Source organism: Candidatus Kryptoniota bacterium (genome assembly GCA_036567965.1).
Lineage (GTDB): Bacteria > Bacteroidota > Ignavibacteria > Kryptoniales > JAKASW01 > JAKASW01.
Genome location: DATCTN010000012.1, coordinates 1 through 19,979, shown reverse-complemented (window position 1 = coordinate 19,979; position 19,979 = coordinate 1). Strand labels below are relative to the sequence as shown.

The 19,979-nt window shown below is 49.4% G+C and carries 11 protein-coding genes, 2 tRNA genes and 3 rRNA genes; 1 reads left to right on the top strand and 15 read right to left on the bottom strand.

The annotated features are described in order from the left end of the window. Positions 1–209: 209 nt before the first annotated feature. From VIS48_04385 to VIS48_04360, 6 genes are all read right to left on the bottom strand, one after another. Positions 210–947, bottom strand: coding sequence for a class I SAM-dependent methyltransferase (locus tag VIS48_04385; protein ID HEY9165376.1), 738 nt, complete (start codon positions 945–947; stop codon positions 210–212). A 312-nt stretch (positions 948–1,259) separates the two neighbouring features. Further along, positions 1,260–1,376 (bottom strand): 5S ribosomal RNA (gene rrf, locus VIS48_04380). Between the two features lie 73 nt (positions 1,377–1,449). Then, positions 1,450–4,491, bottom strand: a 23S ribosomal RNA gene (locus VIS48_04375). Positions 4,492–4,759: 268 nt separating this feature from the next. Continuing rightward, positions 4,760–4,832 (bottom strand) — tRNA-Ala (locus VIS48_04370). A gap of 63 nt (positions 4,833–4,895) precedes the next feature. After that, positions 4,896–4,969: transfer RNA gene (locus VIS48_04365), tRNA-Ile, on the bottom strand. Positions 4,970–5,087: 118 nt separating this feature from the next. Next, positions 5,088–6,625, bottom strand: a 16S ribosomal RNA gene (locus tag VIS48_04360). Together the 16S, 23S and 5S rRNA genes with 2 tRNA genes alongside form the textbook arrangement of a ribosomal RNA operon. 512 nt (positions 6,626–7,137) lie before the next feature. Between VIS48_04360 and VIS48_04355 the strand changes: the two genes are divergently transcribed. Beyond that, complete coding sequence (locus VIS48_04355) at positions 7,138–7,875, top strand: FlgD immunoglobulin-like domain containing protein (protein ID HEY9165375.1); 738 nt, start codon at positions 7,138–7,140, stop codon at positions 7,873–7,875. A gap of 143 nt (positions 7,876–8,018) precedes the next feature. Here VIS48_04355 and VIS48_04350 read toward each other — a convergent pair whose 3' ends face one another. The 9 genes from VIS48_04350 to VIS48_04310 all read right to left on the bottom strand — a co-directional run. Further along, positions 8,019–10,706 carry a carboxypeptidase regulatory-like domain-containing protein gene (locus tag VIS48_04350; protein HEY9165374.1) on the bottom strand — a complete coding sequence of 896 codons (2,688 nt, stop codon included), beginning with the start codon at positions 10,704–10,706 and terminating at the stop codon, positions 8,019–8,021. Positions 10,707–10,798: 92 nt separating this feature from the next. Continuing rightward, on the bottom strand, positions 10,799–11,179 hold the full coding sequence (locus tag VIS48_04345) for a response regulator (protein ID HEY9165373.1): 381 nt from the start codon (positions 11,177–11,179) through the stop codon (positions 10,799–10,801). Between the two features lie 7 nt (positions 11,180–11,186). Further along, complete coding sequence (locus VIS48_04340; GenBank protein ID HEY9165372.1) at positions 11,187–12,479, bottom strand: type II and III secretion system protein; 1,293 nt, start codon at positions 12,477–12,479, stop codon at positions 11,187–11,189. Between the two features lie 12 nt (positions 12,480–12,491). Beyond that, entirely contained in the window at positions 12,492–13,376 is an 885-nt protein-coding gene (locus VIS48_04335; GenBank protein HEY9165371.1) for a hypothetical protein, read from the bottom strand. A 10-nt stretch (positions 13,377–13,386) separates the two neighbouring features. Continuing rightward, on the bottom strand, positions 13,387–14,913 hold the full coding sequence (locus VIS48_04330; protein ID HEY9165370.1) for a hypothetical protein: 1,527 nt from the start codon (positions 14,911–14,913) through the stop codon (positions 13,387–13,389). Between the two features lie 21 nt (positions 14,914–14,934). Further along, a complete protein-coding gene (locus VIS48_04325; protein HEY9165369.1) occupies positions 14,935–16,176 on the bottom strand; it encodes a PilT/PilU family type 4a pilus ATPase in 1,242 nt (413 codons plus the stop codon). 114 nt (positions 16,177–16,290) lie between these two features. After that, the gene (locus VIS48_04320; protein ID HEY9165368.1) at positions 16,291–18,087 is read right to left on the bottom strand and encodes an ATPase, T2SS/T4P/T4SS family; all 1,797 of its coding nucleotides are present in this window, start codon (positions 18,085–18,087) and stop codon (positions 16,291–16,293) included. A gap of 89 nt (positions 18,088–18,176) precedes the next feature. Next, positions 18,177–19,517, bottom strand: coding sequence for a type II secretion system F family protein (locus VIS48_04315; GenBank protein HEY9165367.1), 1,341 nt, complete (start codon positions 19,515–19,517; stop codon positions 18,177–18,179). An 86-nt stretch (positions 19,518–19,603) separates the two neighbouring features. Beyond that, the coding region (locus VIS48_04310) for a hypothetical protein (protein ID HEY9165366.1) at positions 19,604–19,979 on the bottom strand (376 nt) is incomplete at its 5' end.

The following is a 19,979-nucleotide window of genomic DNA, read 5'->3' as shown; positions in this document are numbered from 1 at the left end:
CACACTCGGAACAGACGAACGCGTCATCTTTCATGTCACCGCTTGCGAATTCCGTCATAAGGTTATTCTTATGTTAATCAAACCACAGTTGAATCATCAGAGTTGATCTCATTGTAACAGGTTTCTCGGCAGGTATCAACTGCACCTATTGGTCGAGTTCACGACACGATTCCAAATTCAGATTCTGATAAGCTGAATTGCGCATCAAGTCAGGTCGACTTTATATAGGAGCTCCTCTGCTTCTGTGCCATGACTATTTGTGTGCGGCCTAGATAAATCGCGGGAGTATGAATTTGCCGCAGTATTTCCTTGTTCTTCTCTCGTTGCCTCGCATCGCCTTCCCTCGCGAGCGATTTCCAGGTAAGCGCATAAGCTAAAGGAAGGACCAGCAATCCAACGATCGAAGACTTGCGGATATGATCCGTCTCAATCTGTTTGATAAAGAGGCCGTTCGTGTGAAGAATGTGGCGCAATTGCCAGAATGTTAGAGGGTAGATGTGTTCAATCACCCAGTTCTTCTCAAACTCGCTGCTAGGCCTCACCGCGAGAGCATAGAAACCGGTCATTATGAATCTGATCCTGGATGCAAAATTAATAATGTTGGGCGTAGTGATGATCGCGAAAGCATTTTCTTTCAATACCCTGTTCAGCTCGGAAGCAAACTGATACTGGCTTTCAAGGTGTTCAATCCCCTCGACCGTAATCACAAGATCGAAGGAGCTTGATTCAAAAGGCAACGGATCATTCAGGTTGCCTTTGCGGCATTTCACTGCAGTCGCATCGAACCTTTGGGGATTGATGTCCAACGCCTCGACGTTCTTGTAACCATGTTCGATCAACGCCTGTGTAAGGCTTCCTTCGCCAGGCGCCAGTTCAAGAATCCGGATGCTCTTGTCCGGCAGATTTGATTTTATGATTTCAAATACTTTCGCCTCTATTCTATTCACTGTCCCTCCGGATTTTTACCTAATATAAATTGAGTCAACAAATTTCCCGCATGTGCGGATGGCAATTGACTGAAACATGGTTAAAGTGACGGCGAAGACGCACCCGTTTAGCACGCTGGCTCCCCGACAACCAAAGTTTTCAGCTTGATATCTTGAGTATGTGTGAAGGACAGTATGTTGTAAACATGGAGCGGACTCGCGGAGAGTTACACGCCCGCATGATCGGGCTGCCGAATCTCGCCGCTGTACAAAATAGAAAGCCCCGCCAGAAAGGCGGGGCTTTATGCCGAAGGCATACCTTCGGAAAAATACTCCCGGCAACGACCTACTCTCCCAGACAGTTACCCATCAAGTACCATCGGCTCTGAGGGGCTTAACTGCCGTGTTCGGAATGGGAACGGGTGTTTCCCCCTCGATATAGTCGCCGGAAAAAATTGTGACAACTGGGAAGAGTGCTGAATCAAAAACATTTCGTCAATCATCTGGCGTCTCAGAAAAAGATTAGGTTAAGCCTCACGACCTATTAGTACTGCTCGGCTGAACGCATTACTGCGCTTACACCTGCAGCCTATCAACCTGGTAATCTTCCAGGGGTCTTGAGATCTCCGTCTTGCGACGGAGAAAGGGAAACCTCATCTTGGGGTGGGTTTCGCGCTTAGATGCTTTCAGCGCTTATCCCTTCCGGACATAGCTACCCAGCCGTGCCGCTGGCGCGACAACTGGTACACTATGGGTCCGTTCGCTCCGGTCCTCTCGTACTAAGAGCGACTCCCCTCAAGTTTCCTACGCCCGCATCAGATAGGGACCGAACTGTCTCACGACGTTCTGAACCCAGCTCACGTACCGCTTTAATTGGCGAACAGCCAAACCCTTGGGACCTCCTACAGCCCCAGGATGCGATGAGCCGACATCGAGGTGCCAAACCTCCCCGTCGATGTGAACTCTTGGGGGAGATCAGCCTGTTATCCCCGGAGTAGCTTTTATCCTTTGAGCGACGACCCTTCCACGCGGAATCGTCGGATCACTAAGCCCTGCTTTCGCACCTGCTCGACTTGTTGGTCTCGCAGTTAGGCACCCTTATGCCTTTACACTCGACGCACGATTACCAACCGTGCTGAGGGTACCTTTGGGAGCCTCAGTTACCATTTATGAGGCGACCGCCCCAGTCAAACTACCCGCCTGGCAATGTCCCCGAACCGGATTACGGTTCCGGGTTAGAGTCCAAGTAAAACAGGGGTGGTATTTCACATTGTGGCTCAGCTCCGGCTAGCGCCGAAGCTTCAAAGCCTCCCACCTATGCTACACATGCCTTGCTCGAATCCAATGCCAAGGTATAGTAAAGCTTCACGGGGTCTTTCCGTCCCGATGCGGGGAACCGGCGTCTTCACCGGTACCACAATTTCACCGAGCCCGTGGTTGAGACAGTGCCCAAATCGTTACACCATTCGTGCAGGTCGGAACTTACCCGACAAGGAATTTCGCTACCTTAGGACCGTTATAGTTACGGCCGCCGTTTACTGGGGCTTCGGTTCAAAGCTTTGCCTTGCGGCTAACCTCTCTCCTTAACCTTCCAGCACCGGGCAGGTGTCACACCTTATACTTCCACTTACGTGTTAGCAAAGTGCTGTGTTTTTGATAAACAGTCGCTTGGGCCATTTCTCTGCGCCCCGACGCGAAGTCGGGGGTCTCTTTTCCCGAAGTTACGAGACTAATTTGCCGAGTTCCTTAACCACGGCTCACTCGAGCACCTTAGGATACTCTCCTCATCTACCTGTGTCGGTTTGCGGTACGGTCTGCCTAAAATCTCCCGTACGAGGTTTTTCTTGGCAGTCAGATTAGGACCAGTTTGTGGGCATAAGCCCTCCCGTTCGCGTTTCAGAGTGCCTTGCGGCAGGAAGGCGGATTTGCCAACCTTCCACTCCTACGCGCTTAGGCCGTCTAAGCCAACAGACGGTTGATCTTTCACCCCTGCGTCACCCCTTACGGTCAGACGATTTCAGACAGGTACAGGAATTTTCACCCGTTTTCCATCACTTACGCCTTTCGGCCTCAGCTTAGGGTCCGACTAACCCTGAGACGATGAACGTTGCTCAGGAAACCTTAGACTTTCGGTGGACAAGATTTTCACTTGTCTTATCGTTACTTATGCCTACATCTTCTCTTTCATTCGCTCCAGTATGGCTCGCGCCACGCCTTCTGATGCATTGCTGCACCACCATGTCCACCATGGTCGCAAATAAAATGCTCCTCTACCAATCCGTCTCGACGAATCGAGACGAAGTCCATAGCTTCGGTAACAAGTTTTAGCCCCGAGAATTTTCGGCGCCGAGTCGCTTGACCAGTGAGCTATTACGCACTCTTTGAATGAATGGCTGCTTCTAAGCCAACATCCTGGTTGTCTCAGCAACTCAACATCCTTTGATACACTTAACTTGTATTTAGGGACCTTAGCTGATGGTCTGGGTTATTCCCCTCTCGGCGACGAAGCTTATCCCCCGCCGCCTGACTCCTAGGAAACATGTTATCGGAATTCGTAGTTTGCATGGGTTTGGTACCGTTGTGACAGCCCTAGCCCAAACAGTGCTCTACCTCCGAAACACTCTTACCTAAGGCTAGCCCTAAAGCTATTTCGAGGAGTACGAGCTATTACCGAGTTCGATTAGCTTTTCACTCCTACCTTCAGCTCATCCGAGTAGTTTTCAACCCACATCAGTTCGGGCCTCCATGAGGTTTTACCCCCACTTCACCCTGGCCAAAGGTAGATCACCCGGTTTCGCGTTTGCCGCCCGCCACTGAATCGCCCTATTCAGACTTGCTTTCGCTACGGCTCCGGCCTAGTTATGGCCTTAACCTTGCGACGGACGAGCAACTCGTAGGCTCATTAAGCAAAAGGCACGCCGTCATCCGCCTTGCGGCGGACTCCGACCGTTTGTAAGCATACGGTTTCAGGTACTATTTCACTCCCCTCTCGGGGTTCTTTTCACCTTTCCCTCACGGTACTTGTACACTATCGGTCACCAGACAGTATTTAGTCTTACGAGATGGGTCTCGCGGATTCCCACAGGCTTCCACTCATCCCGTGGTACTTGGGAACGCTTATCAAAGAGTCACTGCGCTTTCGCTTACAGGGCTTTCACCTTCTTTGGCATGCACTTCCAGGCATTTCGACTAACACAGTGATTTCTGACTCTTCGACCTACTGCAATTCGGTCTACAAGCGCCCCACGACACCGCCGATACAACGGTTGCAGCCTTTAACATATCGGACGGTTTAGACTGTTTCCCGTTCGCTCGTCGCTACTAGGGAAATCGCTATTGCTTTCTCTTCCTAAGGGTACTGAGATATTTCACTTCCCCTCGTTTCCTCTGCCGCACCTATGAATTCAGCGCGGAGTCGTCTCGCATTACCGAGACGGAGTTGCCTCATTCGGAGATCCCCGGGTTAAAGGTTGTATCCACCTACCCGAGGCTTATCGCAGGTAGCCGCGTCCTTCGTCGACTTCTGGTGCCAAGGCATCCACCGTATGCCCTTAGCAACTTAACCGAAAAATCCTTTTTTGAGACTAGAGTAACCAGACTTTCTATTACTTATTTAGGGACGGATCATCTTTCAATGATGACCCTAACAGAAATGTTCCAGACTCAGCAAGCTCTCATGACCCGTTGGCTAAGACGACCGAAGCCGTTTCGCTACTAAATGTCAATGCGCTTGCTCTTCCCAAATTGTCAAAGAACATATTCAGCGATCAGCCGTCAGCCTTCGGCTTTCAGCGTGCTGACCGCTGTCAGCTGACAACTTACAGCTGACTTCGTGGAGCTGAAGGGATTCGAACCCTCGACCCCCTGGTTGCAAACCAGGTGCTCTCCCAGCTGAGCTACAGCCCCGTAGCTGGTGATCGTGGTACACCTTTCACGTCTGACGCACTCGATGTACGGCCACGCCTACAGTGGGCCTGAGTGGAGTTGAACCACTGACCTCACGCTTATCAGGCGTGCGCTCTAACCACCTGAGCTACAGGCCCAGTGTTTTACAACTGAAAGAAAGAACAAAAAAAATCTTGACAAGTTGTGCACGGTCGCCTTCATCCACGAAGGATTTCGGCGACGCTACGAGCATATCAATCGATTTAGGCTCCTTAGAAAGGAGGTGATCCAGCCGCACCTTCCGGTACGGCTACCTTGTTACGACTTCGCCCCAGTCACCGATTTCACCTTAGGCACCTGCTTCCTTGCGGTTAGCGTGGCGACTTCGGGTGCTCTCGGCTTCCATGGCGTGACGGGCGGTGTGTACAAGGCCCGGGAACGTATTCACCGCGCCGTGCTGATGCGCGATTACTAGCAATTCCAGCTTCATGCAGTCGAGTTTCAGACTGCAATCCGAACTGAGGCCATTTTTCAGGGATTGGCTTCGCCTCGCGGCTTTGCAACCCGTTGTAATGACCATTGTAGCACGTGTGTGGCCCTGGACGTAAGGGCCATGAGGACTTGACGTCATCCCCACCTTCCTCACTGCTTGCGCAGGCAGTCCCATTAGAGTGCCCAGCTTTACCTGATGGCAACTAATGGCAGGGGTTGCGCTCGTTGCAGGACTTAACCTAACACCTCACGGCACGAGCTGACGACAGCCATGCAGCACCTGTACCAGCTCTCGACTTTACGAGTCGTTTCCCTTTCAGGATTCTACTACTGGCCTTTCAAGCCCAGGTAAGGTTCTTCGCGTTGCATCGAATTAAACCACATGCTCCACTGCTTGTGCGGGCCCCCGTCAATTCCTTTGAGTTTCAACCTTGCGATCGTACTCCCCAGGTGAGGTACTTAATGCGTTGGCTACGGCACCGGGCAATAGCCCGACACCTAGTACCCATGGTTTAGGGCGTGGACTACCAGGGTATCTAATCCTGTTTGCTACCCACGCTTTCGTCTATGAGCGTCAGTACCGGTCCAGATGGCCGTCTTCACCACCGGTGTTCTTCCTGATATCTACGCATTTCACCGCTACACCAGGAATTCCGCCATCCTCTCCCGGACTCAAGACCCACAGTTTCAAAGGCTGTTCTACAGTTGAGCTGCAGGATTTCACCTCTGACTTGAAGGTCCGCTTGCAGACCCTTTACACCCAGTGATTCCGGACAACGCTCGCCCCCTACGTATTACCGCGGCTGCTGGCACGTAGTTGGCCGGGGCTTACTTTGGAGGTACCGTCAGTGGCGCATAGCACCAGTTTCTTCCCTCCCTACAGAGGTTTACAACCCATAGGGCCTTCATCCCTCACGCGGCGTCGCTGCTTCACCCTTTCGGGCATTGAGCAATATTCCTCACTGCTGCCTCCCGTAGGAGTCTGGACCGTGTCTCAGTTCCAGTGTGGCTGACCACCCTCTCAGGCCAGCTACCCGTCGTAGGCTTGGTGGGCCGTTACCTCACCAACTACCTGATAGGACGCAGGCTAATCTTCAGGCGCTCTTGCGAGCTTTAACAACTGTCACCATGCGGTGCCGCTGCATCGCTCGGTATTAGTCCCGATTTCTCGGGGTTATCCCAATCCTGAAGGCATATTGCCTACGCGTTACGCACCCGTGCGCCAGTGATTCCGACTTATTGCTAAATCGGAACCCCTCGACTTGCATGTGTTAGGCACGCCGCCAGCGTTCGTCCTGAGCCAGGATCAAACTCTCCGTTGTAAAAAAACTTTTGAGCCAAAGGCTCATCAGCTTTTCGCTGAGAGTTCGCCTGACATCTCTTTGTGTCAAGGCTGAACCTTGAAATCGAATTGACTTCTCGCTGTGCACAGACTTGTCAAAGAACTTCTCCCGAACATGGTTCAGGAACCGAAAAAAATCGCCCCCGCAATACGAAGGGGGCGTTCCAAACTCAAACTTATTCAGGAATTCTTACGACCAAGGGTCGTTCAAAGCATTGAAATATATACTGTCCACCCTCAAAAGTCAAGAGTTTTTCGCGCCTGTTCACATTATCGCTTGCATTCATTTTCCCTCCCTCCGGTAATTTTTGCATCGGGTTTGTAATATTTGCCGCCACTTCACCACATCAGACAGCAGCATCCTCTTGACCGAACCTCAGACCGTCATTTTTTGATGCTTATGATTGATTCGACCTCGGTAGTTAAAGAGGTTTTCCGGCATAGCGATTGTTTAATTTTCACTATGGAATTTAAGGAGAGGTCATAAAGCGTATGGCAACAACGATTGAACCACTGACATTTCAAAGACCCGACCATATGATAAGTCCGAGAATTATGAAATCCATGTCGGAGACTTTTTCAGTTTCAAACGCAGAGGCGTCTCTACGTTTCTTAGTGTCGTCTGACGGTATCGACATAAAATTGATTAACTCCGCTCCGATTTTTGCGATTCGATTTGAGGTGAGATTTGCAGACAAGTTTGCGTACCGCACTCCGGACCTCTCCGATCGAGTCAGAAATTTAAATAACTACATAAACTTCCAAGACAACACGCTCACATTCGTCCTCCTCGATATGGGTGGCAAGGGAATCCAAGCCGGGGACGATACAATTGTCCGGATACCCTCTGAAGCCAATCAGAATTTTGAAGTAGCATCCTCTTACGCATCCTTCGGTAATTTCGGGATCGTCGAGATAGCCCATTCGACCTCAAATGGCTTGAGCGAAGAGAATGCGCTGGTGCTCGAACAGAATGAGCCGAATCCGTTTAGCGGGTCCACAAGAATAGAGTTCAAACTTCCCGAGCGAACAAGTGTGAGGTTGGTCGTATACGATGTCGCGGGCGCGTTGATTCAGACTCTTCTCGATGCAACGGTCGGTGGGGGAGTACATAGTGTAGAATGGGACGGAAGAGATGACAATGGAAAACCCGTCGACTCAGGTGTGTATTTTTACAAGCTGTACGCCGGCATCAACAGCGTAACTCAGAAAATGGTTTTCTTGAAATAAGTTTCCCTCCAAGCCAACGCTCAACAAGGGGGTGTGACCCAATCGGATCGCACCCCCTTTATTTATGCCTGGGGACCTGGGCACAAAAAAAAACCGCCACTCACATTGATTTCTCAAATGAATGGCGGTCAATTTCTAAATGACTAAGGTTCCAGCACTCCGCTGAAAGTATTGGTCACCTGCGCGTTGGCACTGTTTCTGCCGGTCACGGTGACTGTCACTGTGAAGGCCAGATTTATCGCAACATTCTCAGTTCCAGATACAACGACCACGAATTCGGTAGATCCATATCCCCTTGTCAAGTAGTCGCCAAGTGTAGCTGGCAGACCATCCGCGCTCACTTTCCAGGTTACTCCTGAATTGGATGGCGGAGGCGTGACATCTACACTAGCAGATACTACATTCCCCGATTCGAGTGGGTTGCCGAATCGATCTGAGATATGTACAGGGATGTTGACCGAGCCGCCGCTGTGCAGTATAACAGGCGCTATCGATAGTGAATCATTAAACAGAATCGGACCCGTGCTCGCCGAGAAACAAATGAGTCCGCTGTCAGACACTATGCTTGAATTCTCGCCTTGAGTAAACGACTTTACGTACGCGTAGCCAGTCCCATCTCCGAACAACGTGCTATCTAATCCCGGAACCTGAGGTAACGGTTTGCCGCTGTAGAGAGTCGCGTTTGCGTGACCGTCAACGTCCGTCTGCCCTGCAGCAGTTATAATACCGCCGATCGGATGTCCGAGTCCGTCGCTTGTGGTGAAGTAGACAGCCGTCTTGGGTGCAACTGGGTTACCGTACTTGTCGCCAACTTGCACAGTGAATCCTTGCGCGACCTCAGACCAATCATATCCAGCAAAGTTCTGTGAGTGAGGAGGATTGGAATTCAGCTCGAAGTGAGCTTGATCAGGGAAGCCGCCATCCACTGTGACAACATTAGGAAAAACTTTTACGAACGAGCCGCTCGAAAGCGCTATTTGCGCAGTCAATTGGATTGTGCCTGCAGCCGTTCCGCTGTTTATTGTGGTGGAGACATCTCCGGAGCCATCACTAACCGCGGAAGTGGGAGTAACATAAGCACCACCTTGTGTGACTGGAATACCGCTGGGAACAAAAGTCACGGTGACCTTATGGTTAATGTCTATCGGGAACCCGAGACTGTCGAGCACCTGGAATGTGAGAATACTAGTCTCATTCTTCCCCACGCCATGGATCGATATCTCCTGTGTTGATATGTTCAGAAGCGATATTGACCTGGCGATTCCCCTGGCAGTGTTGCTGTCTCCTCCGACAATGACAGGCTTTGCGGAAAGTGAGATGTTATTACTTATCGTCTGGCCAGCATTTACTGAAAAGTTGATCAACGTATCATTATAGCTGTTCAGACTAAACAGCAAAGTCCCGGAGATAGAAGACAATCCCTGCAGATTCATGTCGAAAGAATAGCTCCCACCAAAGGATGTTTTTGTGCTATCCACTTTTATGGGAGTCGTAACATACACGGACACACCTGAAATAGGCAACTTGCTTTGAATATCTGTGACATAACCTGTGATATGCGCAGTCGTCAGACTATTGTCTAATGAAACCAAGATGTTCCCCAGATAGTTTGCTCCCTTTACAAACGTCTGAACAAACTGATACACTTTGTATCCGGGTTCTGATACAGTCATAGTTGCTGTGATTGAATCCAAGTCAAAGAGATTGACTGCCAGACTGAATGATCCATCCACAAACGTCGTGGTCGAATCGAGAACAATCGACGAAACTGAATGACTGTGTGACTTGAGGGAAGCCATGAACTTTGTATTTGAACCAGGGTTCCCGCTAAGGGCAACGATCACTTTTGCTCCCGCCAGTACATATCCGCTGAGGCTATCGCGAACTCTGCCGGTAATGATCGCGTAGTTATAGTTTGATGTCATGACAACATTTTCCGTAAGTGATTCTCCGGAATTTATAGTAAAATTCGCGGACGCATCATTATACCCGGTTTGCCTGAACGTTAATGTCACCGGAGCGGAGGGCTGCCCTTGAAGGTTCGGATCAAATCTGTAAGTACCATCCCCTAAAGTCTTTGTGCTGTCTCCAGCTATTGAAGATGAGAGAACAACGTTCACACTTGGGATCGGCTGCCCTGTTCGACTATCTGTGACAGTACCAGTGATGTGCGCAATTGTCGACCCTTTGTCAATTGGAAGGAAAATAGTCCCGATACTGTCAGTCCCGCTTACAAGGGTTAGATTGCTCCTGTATGTCTTAAAGCCAGCTTTTGTAATAGTCAGGGTTGTAGGCAGAGACTTAAGACCCTCGAGGTTGATATAAATTGCGAAAGCCCCATTCTGGAGTGTGGTGGCAGTATCGACTGCACCAGGCAATGAGATTGAGACTGAAGCGTCCCTCAAAGGATATGCAGTGCTGCTGTCTCTGACCACACCCAGAATAATTGCATAGAAGGCAGGATCAATATCAAGCGTGATTGGAAGACTTAGATCGCCTTTCACGTTTATATTGCTGTATGTCCTTGATTTGAATCCAGTAGCTGACACAATCAAAGTCACATTTACGCCGGCGGTGTCGGAGGAAATTTCCAGCGGAGGGAGTTGAAACTTGCCGTCACTTCCAGTATATGTTGTATCTCTTACGCTGCCATAGATTAAAATCACCGATGCTCCTGTGACGGGAGACGACGAGAGCGAACTGGTGACAGTCCCCGAAATAGTGGCAGAGGTTGGCACTGAAGTCCCGACAATGTTGTTGTTTTTGCAGCTCCAGTCAAAAGCAATCGCCAAAATGCCTATCAGAAGCGCCGTACCGAATCGAACTTTCATATCAACCTCCGAATAAAAATTCTCATGTTCAAATCTTTTTTTCGAATTTACTAACCTGCCTTCCCAAATTACCGAGGGCAGGTTTTTACAAATTATTTTCCGAGAGCGCGATTTATCGACGTAAGTATATCATCCAGGTCATACGGCTTGCTCACAAAATCTGACGCCCCCAGACGGAGCGATTCGATTGCATTCTTTACGTCAGCATAAGCCGTCAACATTATGACCTTCGTCTCCGGGACGTTGACTTTAACGTACTTCAGAACCTCAAATCCGTCGACCTTGGGCATCTTGATGTCTAGGAGAACAACGTCGTAGCGGTCTCCTTGTTCGTTTTTCTTGCGCACAAATTCGATCGCTTCATCACCGTCACCCGCGCTTTGGACCTCGAATGCTTCTGCCTCGAGCTCGCTGGCGAGGAGAAATCTCAGAGCCTCTTCGTCATCGACAACCAAGACTTTCGGCTTCGACATTAACTTCTCACTTTCCTGCCGACTGATCGTTGTTCTTGATGCTTTGTTCAAGACGTTGTAGCTCCTGTTGATAAGTTTTGTTTGGCTGTGCTCCCGCCGCGGCATGCGCTTCGAACCGTTCCTTCAAAGTGGGAACTATAGTCGCCTTCATGAGGATTACGAGTTCTTTCTTCTGATCCACGACCTGGTCTGAACCCGTCAAGTACCTGATTCCGAACACCCACCACGGAAGGTCTTTTAATACAGGAATTCCTTCGCGATGAATCGTAACAGTAGTACTATACAATCCGCCAATTGTCGTCTGTTCACCATCTAACAGCAGGACCTTTGTCGTTGCATTTTCAGTGTTAATTACCTGCCCGGTTTGCTGGCTTCCACCGAGAGAGCTGTTCGTCAGATCAAGATCGAGGCTGACAAAATCCACACTGTCCTGGCTGTAGACAGTTGGCGTGACGCTAATAATTATTCCGGCGTTATACATCTGCTGGACTGTATTGCCGGCAAAATCCTTGGTAGTAACGAAGAAATTCTGGCCAACCTGTATACGACCCGGCATGCCCGACCTCACAGTTACTTCGGGGCTTGCGAGGATTGTCCCCAAATCCTCCGTCTCGAGGAAACCAAATAGTGCTGAAAGTGTCCCAAAGTTGCTAATAGTATACTGGCCGCTAAGATTAAGTTGGCCTGCCACGCTTGCCGGCTGGCCCTGAGTGATTGTCGCGCCGGACGATATAGTCGCATTTGGAATAGTGATATTCTGGGTGGTCAGCGGATTAATTCCATTCACTGTATTCTGGAGAAGCAGATTAATATTAATCCCACGTGAGTCCAGTTTCGTGATGTTAGCCTCAAAGAAAACCGCTCTGATGTTCACTTCCCTGCTATCAAGAGTAGGAGTTCCGGCGGGGAGGGCTTGCTGCAGTGTCTGCTTCTCTTCGCCCTTGACGACCACTTGCTGCTGACCGGAAATTACCTGGATGTAGGTTTCATACTCTTTGTACCAGAGACCATTTTGCCTCAGAATGGCCTCCAGGGCGTCCAGCCATTGCATACGGTCGACATCAACGCCGATTGGCGTGGTGCGGTTATCAGGATCGACGATGATTTTGTTGAGGAACTTGCGACTGTAGCTGTCGAGAATACTTATCGCTTGGTTAAACGGTGTAGTGGCAACGATAGTGACCATCTGCTGCGGCGAAACATACTCGTGCCTCAATTCCTTAGGCTCGGCATTGATTTGCGCCCTTGCCTCACTGCCGATGCTCAAGAGCACAAAAAGGTACAGTACCAGTTTTTTCATTACAGTCCTCTTCTATTTGCCAAATCTTACGTTTAGAGCCACGCGGTCAATTATTCCGCCCTTGTTTAGCGTGAATTCCGCCTGATTCTTGTTCGGATCGATCCTGGTCAGGTAACCCAAGTAAACTTCGTCGCCAACCCTGAGAATGTGACCTTTGCCCTTTTCATCGACGATAAATATCTTATCCGCCATTACTGCTCGCAGGTCCGATCGTTCGACATCGACAAGCCCTCTTAGATTCGGAGGGGGTTCGGATGAGATCATCGGCTTCAGGAAATTCAACCCAACGCTCACCGGACGATAAAGAGTCTGATCCTCACCTCTCTGCTCGGATGACACGCCCGAAAGAGAAGCATAGAAAGCGTGTAACTCCATAGTGAAAGGCACAATCGTTGTTGGTTTCTCCTGAGTCTCTTCTCTCACTTCGTGGCCTGTCAAGGACAGCTCTCCTACCTTGTAAAGCAGTCTCGCATGCTCCAGATACCATACAAACTTGAAAAGATTATCGTACGAAGTCTCACCTTTGAGATTGTAAACGTTGTAACCATAATCATGAAGAGATTTGTTTCCCTGGTATAACATGTCAAACTTCACAAATCCGCTCGCGTCCATTATCCGATTGAGGTATGCATAAGTCACAGCAGTAGTATCATTCGTCGGGATGACTTTGAATCTCCTTGAATATTTCGCCTTCATTTCGGCGAGTTTTTGTTGTGAAGATGTCAGTTCCTCTTCAACACCAGGCCGTTGGGCTATTGTCTGGTCCAGGGAATAGATTTCCCTCTGAAGTTTGTCTTGCTCACCGGGCTGGACAACTTTTGTCAGATAGAATCCGACGCCGAAGATCACAGCCAGGAACGCCGCGAGAACGACGGTATTTCTCAGTGCATAAGTCATATTATGACTCTCACCTTCCAGAGAATTTTAGATCTACTTGGAAATCATAAACTGTCTTGCCGCGGATATCCGCGACCATGACTTTTCTCAGTATAGAACCGGGATAGGATTGCGCAAAGCGCGGTATCCGGTCACGGTAGATAGAGAATCCCTCGACGGAATAGGTATCGTTGTTGATCTGATGAACATCGACCAGCCACATGCTGCCTACCTGTCTTGCGGTTTCTGACAATGAGGCCATCAAAGTGGACCAACGAATCGTATTTGGCATGAGTGAATCAAGAAGAGTCGTCGCTGCGGAGTATTTTACAAACTGTGCCTGCACTGTCGAGATCTGAGATCTCAACGCGGATATCTCTGCAGCTTGTGCTTGCTTCGTAACAATATCCGATTGGATCTTCTTGATCTTGCTTTGATTCGAAGCATAGTTATAGGTAAAGTAGAATGTTGAACCAAACACAAAAGTGGCAAGCACAAGTCCGTGCCACGCCAGCTTAAATATCTTTTGACTTTCAAGGATCTTATGGGGTGTCAGGTCAGCCACATAAAAAGTCTTCGCCTTACCGGAGACCGCTCTCACCGCAGTTGCGATGGGCACTGCATATTGTGGAATCAAATCTGCTCCGCCAGCAGGAAGCTGAGCGACGTCCACCCTCGAGAGCTGCAGGTAATCTACCTCTGCACCCACAAGAAGCGAAGACAGGAAGCCCTTGATGTCAAAGTTCTTGCACTCACCGCACAAGATAACGCGGTCGATTCTGGGAAGGCTTAGATTATCCTGTCCGAGCAAGATCCTGCTGTAGATTGTATTTTGAACGCTGAATGAGTCTGCTCCTTCGCTAATTATGGGCGCAATATTAAAGAGCCCACGGCCGCGCATGAAAATCAGGCGGGTATATTCGATGCCTACATAAACTACCACGGTAATCTCGTCAACCTTCAGAGCGTAGTTATTCCTGACGAGATTTACGAGTGCAACGTCGCTACTCTCGACAAAGGCTATCTTGGGCATCTTCGAACCCAAATAAGGCTTTGCACTCACTATAAGATCCAGAGCGGGTATATCCTGTTCCCGGACCACGCCGATATATGTCGACTCAGAAGTTGTCGGAAGAATTTCCACCTGATCCTTCGTAATCCCGGCGCGCGTGGCCTGCAACTCTTCGATAATCCTTGCCACAATCTTTTCGGGTTTTTGCTTCATCGGCACTTCGACCGGGTGGTAGAAGATGTACGGTTCGCCTATCGATAGTGCAACGACATTCTTTCTCTTTCGATACCTGTTAAACAGCTCCGTAACAATCGACGAATTATTCTCATTAAGGGGAGTCTCGGCGGCGGTTGCCTGCGTCAGGTCGATTGTTTCCGCGGTGGATTCGCCACCTCCTCCAGCGGCCGCTGCAACCAGCTCGAGTCTCTGAACGAGTTTCGCATCGTAGAGATCGACCAGCGAGATCTTGTTGCCGCGACGGACAACATTCGCGACCTTGAGATCGACTCCGTCTACATAAAGACCTAGAGACCTATTGGCTGACATGTTGAACTCCTTTGTTGAGACTCACATCATTTGCAGGAGCTGTTCCATCCTGCGTTTGTTGTTCGCGTAGTTGAGTGCATTCTCCTTCGATATTCTCCGCTGCACGTAAAGCCGCTTAAGATCCTGTTCCATAGTAACCATACCGAGTTCCGAGCCCTCAGCTATCATCTGGTAAATTTCGCTCGTGTTCTTATTCTTCACCGCTGCCTTAACCGATGGGCTACCTATCAAAATCTCCTTCGCAAGCACGCGTTTACCATCCAGGCTTGGTATTAACTTTTGAGATATGACACATTGGAGGACATCAGCCAGACGCTGCCATACACGTTCTTGTTCGACCGGAGGAACTTCTGCTACTATTCTGTCTATACTTTCAACCGCAGATGCGGTATGCAAAGTCGAGAAGACCTTATGCCCGCTATCTGTTATCTCAAGAGCCGTCATGATAGTGTCGGCGTCGCGCATTTCTGAGATCATGACGATATCAGGATCCTGCCTGAGTGCCTCGATTGCTCCCTCTTTGAAAGAAAGAGTGTCACGGCCCACTTCACGATGACGGATAATGCACTTATCCGACTTATGGACGTACTCAATTGGAGATCCGATTATCACGATGTCCGAGTTCACAGTGTGATTATTCATGTCGATTATCGAATCAAGACTCGAGCTCTTCCCTGAGCCGGTGATACCGGTGATGAGTATGAGTCCTTCCTTAGTGTGAGCCAGGCTCAGCACATCAAGCACGTTTGGATGAAGTGCAAGATCTTGGATTGAACGAATCTGCTCGTTGATCGCGCGCATGTTGAGAGCAACTTCATCGAGATCGAGATACGCGTCGGCCCTGTACCTATATATCTTTCCGTTGTCACTCAGCGAATAAGAAAAATCCAGGTTGCGTTTGTCGTAGAAAAATTGCCTCTGTCTGTCGCTCAATATGTTTTGGACGAGGATGCTTGCTTCTTCGGAAGAATACGCACCCCATGAGTCGTCGGGGCGCTTGGAGCCAAAAATCCTGTACCAGATTTTACCTTGTGCTCCGAATCCGCCGAGATCAACATCAGACGCGCTGTTGTCACGCATCTTCATTAGGAACCCGTTCAGATGACCTTTGATTTCGATACGCTGGTCATCAGGCAGATTCGAGATCATGTTACCGATAAATATATGCCTCTCGAGACCATGCACGAGTTCCGACACCTGTGATGCAAGCTGCTTGAGCAGACTTCTTGCGCCTGCCATGCTTGATGTTTGAACCGCTTCCAATTCTCTCCTCTACCTACTTCTGCTCAATTGATTCGCCGCACGAGACCGCGAGGTGGTCGAGTTACGTCCAGAATCCGGTTCGACTGAGCGAATGTTTGACTTCAATGATTCGTCCTAGTCTTCAGTAGTTGTGGCGGCCACTTCTTCCATAGTGGTTATCCCTTCGAGCACTCGATTGATTCCCGCGCGCCGGAGCGTCCACATCCCGTCCTTTATTGCCTGATCCCGGATGTCATCTTCATTTATGTCTTCACCAGCCGACATGATTATATGTTTTATTTCGCGAGTGAAGTAAAGCGCTTCATGGATTGCCGCCCTGCCCTTGTAGCCGGTCCCGCCGCACTTCTCGCAGCCGATGGCTTTGTTGATGGTGTGTTGTTTTAGTTCTTCCTCTGTGAATCCAAATCGAATATAAGCCGGGTGATCTATTTCGTCTTTTCCGACCGGTTTCTTGCAGTCCGCACATAATGTCCTCACTAGACGCTGAGCTACGATGATGTTCACAGCGCTTGCTAAGAGGAACGGCTCAATGCCCATCTTATACAACCGGGCTACAGCACTAGATGCATCATTGGTGTGAAGCGTAGAAAACGTAAGGTGACCAGTGTTCGCTAGCTTCACCGCGATTTCTGCCGTTTCACGATCGCGTATCTCTCCCACAAGTACGATGTCAGGATCGTGACGCAAGATCGATCTTATCGCCTGCTCGAATCCCATCTTAGGTCCGATGCGAAGCTGCCTGGCACCATTGATTATGTATTCGACAGGGTCTTCGACCGTCAGTACATTTACAGTAGGATCAATCACCTGATAAAGTGCTGCGACAAGAGTAGTAGACTTGCCGCTTCCCGTTGGACCGGTCAGAATAATCATTCCCTGCGGCTTGTTGATGGCCTTGTAGAAAGACTCCCGGGCCGGACCCTGCAGTCCGAGCTTTTCAAGATCGGTAATAACCTTACGATCATCAAGGACGCGGATGACTATTGTCTCAAATTTATGCTTGAATTCGCTGGCTACCATCGGCAAGATTGAGACACGAAAGCGAATCCAGTGGTCGTCAACCTTTCTCTGAATGAACGCGTCCTGGGCTGCCTCCCTCTCAAATCGGTCGGCGCCTTTTGATCTGTCTTTTACAACAGCGGAAATCGCCTCCGGGAGAACACCCTCCTGAGTGTACCATAATCTAAGATCACCGTCTATCCTGAAGTGAATCTCGGTTTTGCTCCCGTCCTTTGGAACCACGTGAACATCGCTCGCTCCCTTGCGAACCGCCTCAACAAGCATTCCTTCCACAAGGTTGATTAGAACGCTTTTGTTGATCTCAGCTTCAAGCTGCTGCTCGTCAATTCCCTCTTCCTCGCCGGTGGTTATCTCTCCCATCTCTTCTTGCGACGAGCTTGAGAGGACTTTGAGGAACTCATTTTCAGGCGGGAAGACCTTGTCGATCAATCCCTGGAGATCCTTTAATCTTACGTAAGCAACTTCGTATCGCTTGGCGGCAAAGCTTCTTGCAAGTCTGGGTATCTCCTTATTAGTCGGGTCGGCTGCAACTATGATGAGTTTGTCAGGCCTGGCCTCATCAAACTTCAGAGGAAGCATCTTGGCATTGATAATCTCATCTTTCAGATTGTCCCCGGATTCTACAAGCTTCTTGACGAAATCTATTCTCACCCCGTCGATTACTTCGTCCGCTAGGTAGATCTCCCGAAATCCGTATAGATTCGCCACCTCTTTGAAAACGAGGTCGTGTTCAACATTAAAATCAGATACAAGGATTTGCGCGAGGGTGCGTCGGGTCTTTGAATCTTCGGCTTCTTTTTTCTTTATCGCAAGCTCAAGAGTCTCGTAATCAATTATGCCCTTCTTAAGGAGCGTGTAGCCTAGCTTATCACTTATATCTATTTCTGGCATTCTATACCATCATCTTCCATGGCACTGGTACGTGCATGCTCTTCACATCTTCGTTAACGCGCGTAAGATTCTGCACGATGGTCAGCATATCATCCTAAAGCCGGGTTCTTTGGACTAATCATCGCCGATTCGGACGACACGATCGTCAGTGCGATCATTACAACCATGATAACCATCGAAACGAAAACCTGGATCAAGTCGATTGCACTTTTCAACTTGTAGCCCGTTTCCTTCTCGTAGTAGTTGGCCAGCTGCAATGCTGTGCTCTTTACCGTTCCTGTTTCAGCACCGCTGTGGAATCGAGATATCGCGGTCTCGGTAAACACATTTGCAGCTGCTAGCGATTCGGTCAGTCCTTTGCCCTGAGTAACCATCATCGGTATCGCCACAGACTTGATCTGGTGCTCCATATATTTGTTCCCACATGCTTCTGCAGCAAGTCTAATGACATCAATATTCTCACCTGAGCCGCTGTACATGGCATAGAACACGCGACAGAATATTTCGATGCACTGCTTGTGCAAGAGCCCGCCGATGGCAGGCATCCTTATTGTGTATTTGTCCAGATAGAATCTTCCTTTTTCGGTGGAGACAAATCGAGCGAATATTATTGAACCCGCGACCAAAACCAATCCCATCCACCAAAAGTTCTGAGTGAGGAAATGGCTCAACTTCAATGTCGCCGCGGTCATTGGCGGAACCTGGCCAAGTTTAGCAAACAACTCCGCAGTGGCAGGGAAAATATAGGCCACATAATAGATCACAGCAATGAGGAGAACGAACATCGTAACGGCAGGCATTATGAGCGCGCTCTTCAAGTTTTTCTTGAAATCTGCCTGGCGTTCAAGAAACTTAGCGGTACTCTCGTAGATTTCCGCCATGTTTCCGCTCTTCGATGCCAATCCAAGCATGTGTGCTGTGAATTTCCCAAAAACCTTCTCGTGTTTCAGAAACGCCTGCTCACTGTCCTTACCCTGTTTCAGATCATTATTAATATCCCTGACAGAATCTCTGAGAGTTTTATTCTCAATGTCATTTGTCAGCAACTGGAGAATCTCGTTGAACGGCAGTTTCTCCCGCAGCAGATCTGCACTTACCCTGACGAATGTAACAACCTCGGTGGCCGGTGGCTTCGGCTTGAAGTCAAGGAACTTTCTCTGGACGGAGAGCACCTTATAATCAAGGTGCTGTAGAGCTTGTTCGACTTCCTGCTTTGTGAACGCTTTCTGCTCACCAGTAACGGGCTTTTCAACACCGCGCCTGACTCTGTATACAAAAGTCGAACGGGCTCTAAGATCGGTGAGTCGAAATTGATTTTTTTGTGACAGGTCCTGGACGATCTTCTTTGCCTGGGCACGAGAATCTGCGGATACAATCCCTTGTACCGCTCGTCCACCTGCTTTGATACCCTGAAATCTAAATTCTGGCACTCAACGCCCTCCTCATCGTGAAGAAAAATAAAAGGGCAGAAATCCCGGGTTACAGGACACTGCCCTAAACAAAACGTGCGCCTTGGTTAGTTGAGAACCGTCGCCACAGCCTGATCCGGTGTGATCGTGATATAGGCTTTGACGTTGTTTGCGTTGTCGTTGCCTTTTTCCTTACCGCAGCCGACTATGTAAATCGTCTGTGCAGTGGCAGCAATCGAAGCGGTATCGCCAGGCACGTATGTAGCTCCGGACGGCTGAGCTGATACTGCCTTGTAGCTACCATTAGCATTTCCGGTGTCCACGAAAGCCAGTCCGAATCCTTTAAAATCTTGTCCACCGCCAGCCATCGATATCGGCTTGCGATAGAACTGCTGGGCTTTCGCACCAAGGTTGTTGAGGTCATTGATGACCTGGTCACGGTTCGAACTCTGAGCGTTACTCTTAAACATTGATATTCCAACG

Bases quoted from the DNA above. Each gene is read 5' to 3' on its own strand.
- VIS48_04355 (HEY9165375.1), top strand. From the start codon at position 7,138: ATGGCAACAACGATTGAACCACTGACATTTCAAAGACCCGACCATATG.
- VIS48_04350 (HEY9165374.1), bottom strand. From the start codon at position 10,706: ATGAAAGTTCGATTCGGTACGGCGCTTCTGATAGGCATTTTGGCGATT.
- VIS48_04345 (HEY9165373.1), bottom strand. From the start codon at position 11,179: ATGTCGAAGCCGAAAGTCTTGGTTGTCGATGACGAAGAGGCTCTGAGA.
- VIS48_04340 (HEY9165372.1), bottom strand. From the start codon at position 12,479: ATGAAAAAACTGGTACTGTACCTTTTTGTGCTCTTGAGCATCGGCAGT.
- VIS48_04335 (HEY9165371.1), bottom strand. From the start codon at position 13,376: ATGACTTATGCACTGAGAAATACCGTCGTTCTCGCGGCGTTCCTGGCT.
- VIS48_04330 (HEY9165370.1), bottom strand. From the start codon at position 14,913: ATGTCAGCCAATAGGTCTCTAGGTCTTTATGTAGACGGAGTCGATCTC.
- VIS48_04320 (HEY9165368.1), bottom strand. From the start codon at position 18,087: ATGCCAGAAATAGATATAAGTGATAAGCTAGGCTACACGCTCCTTAAG.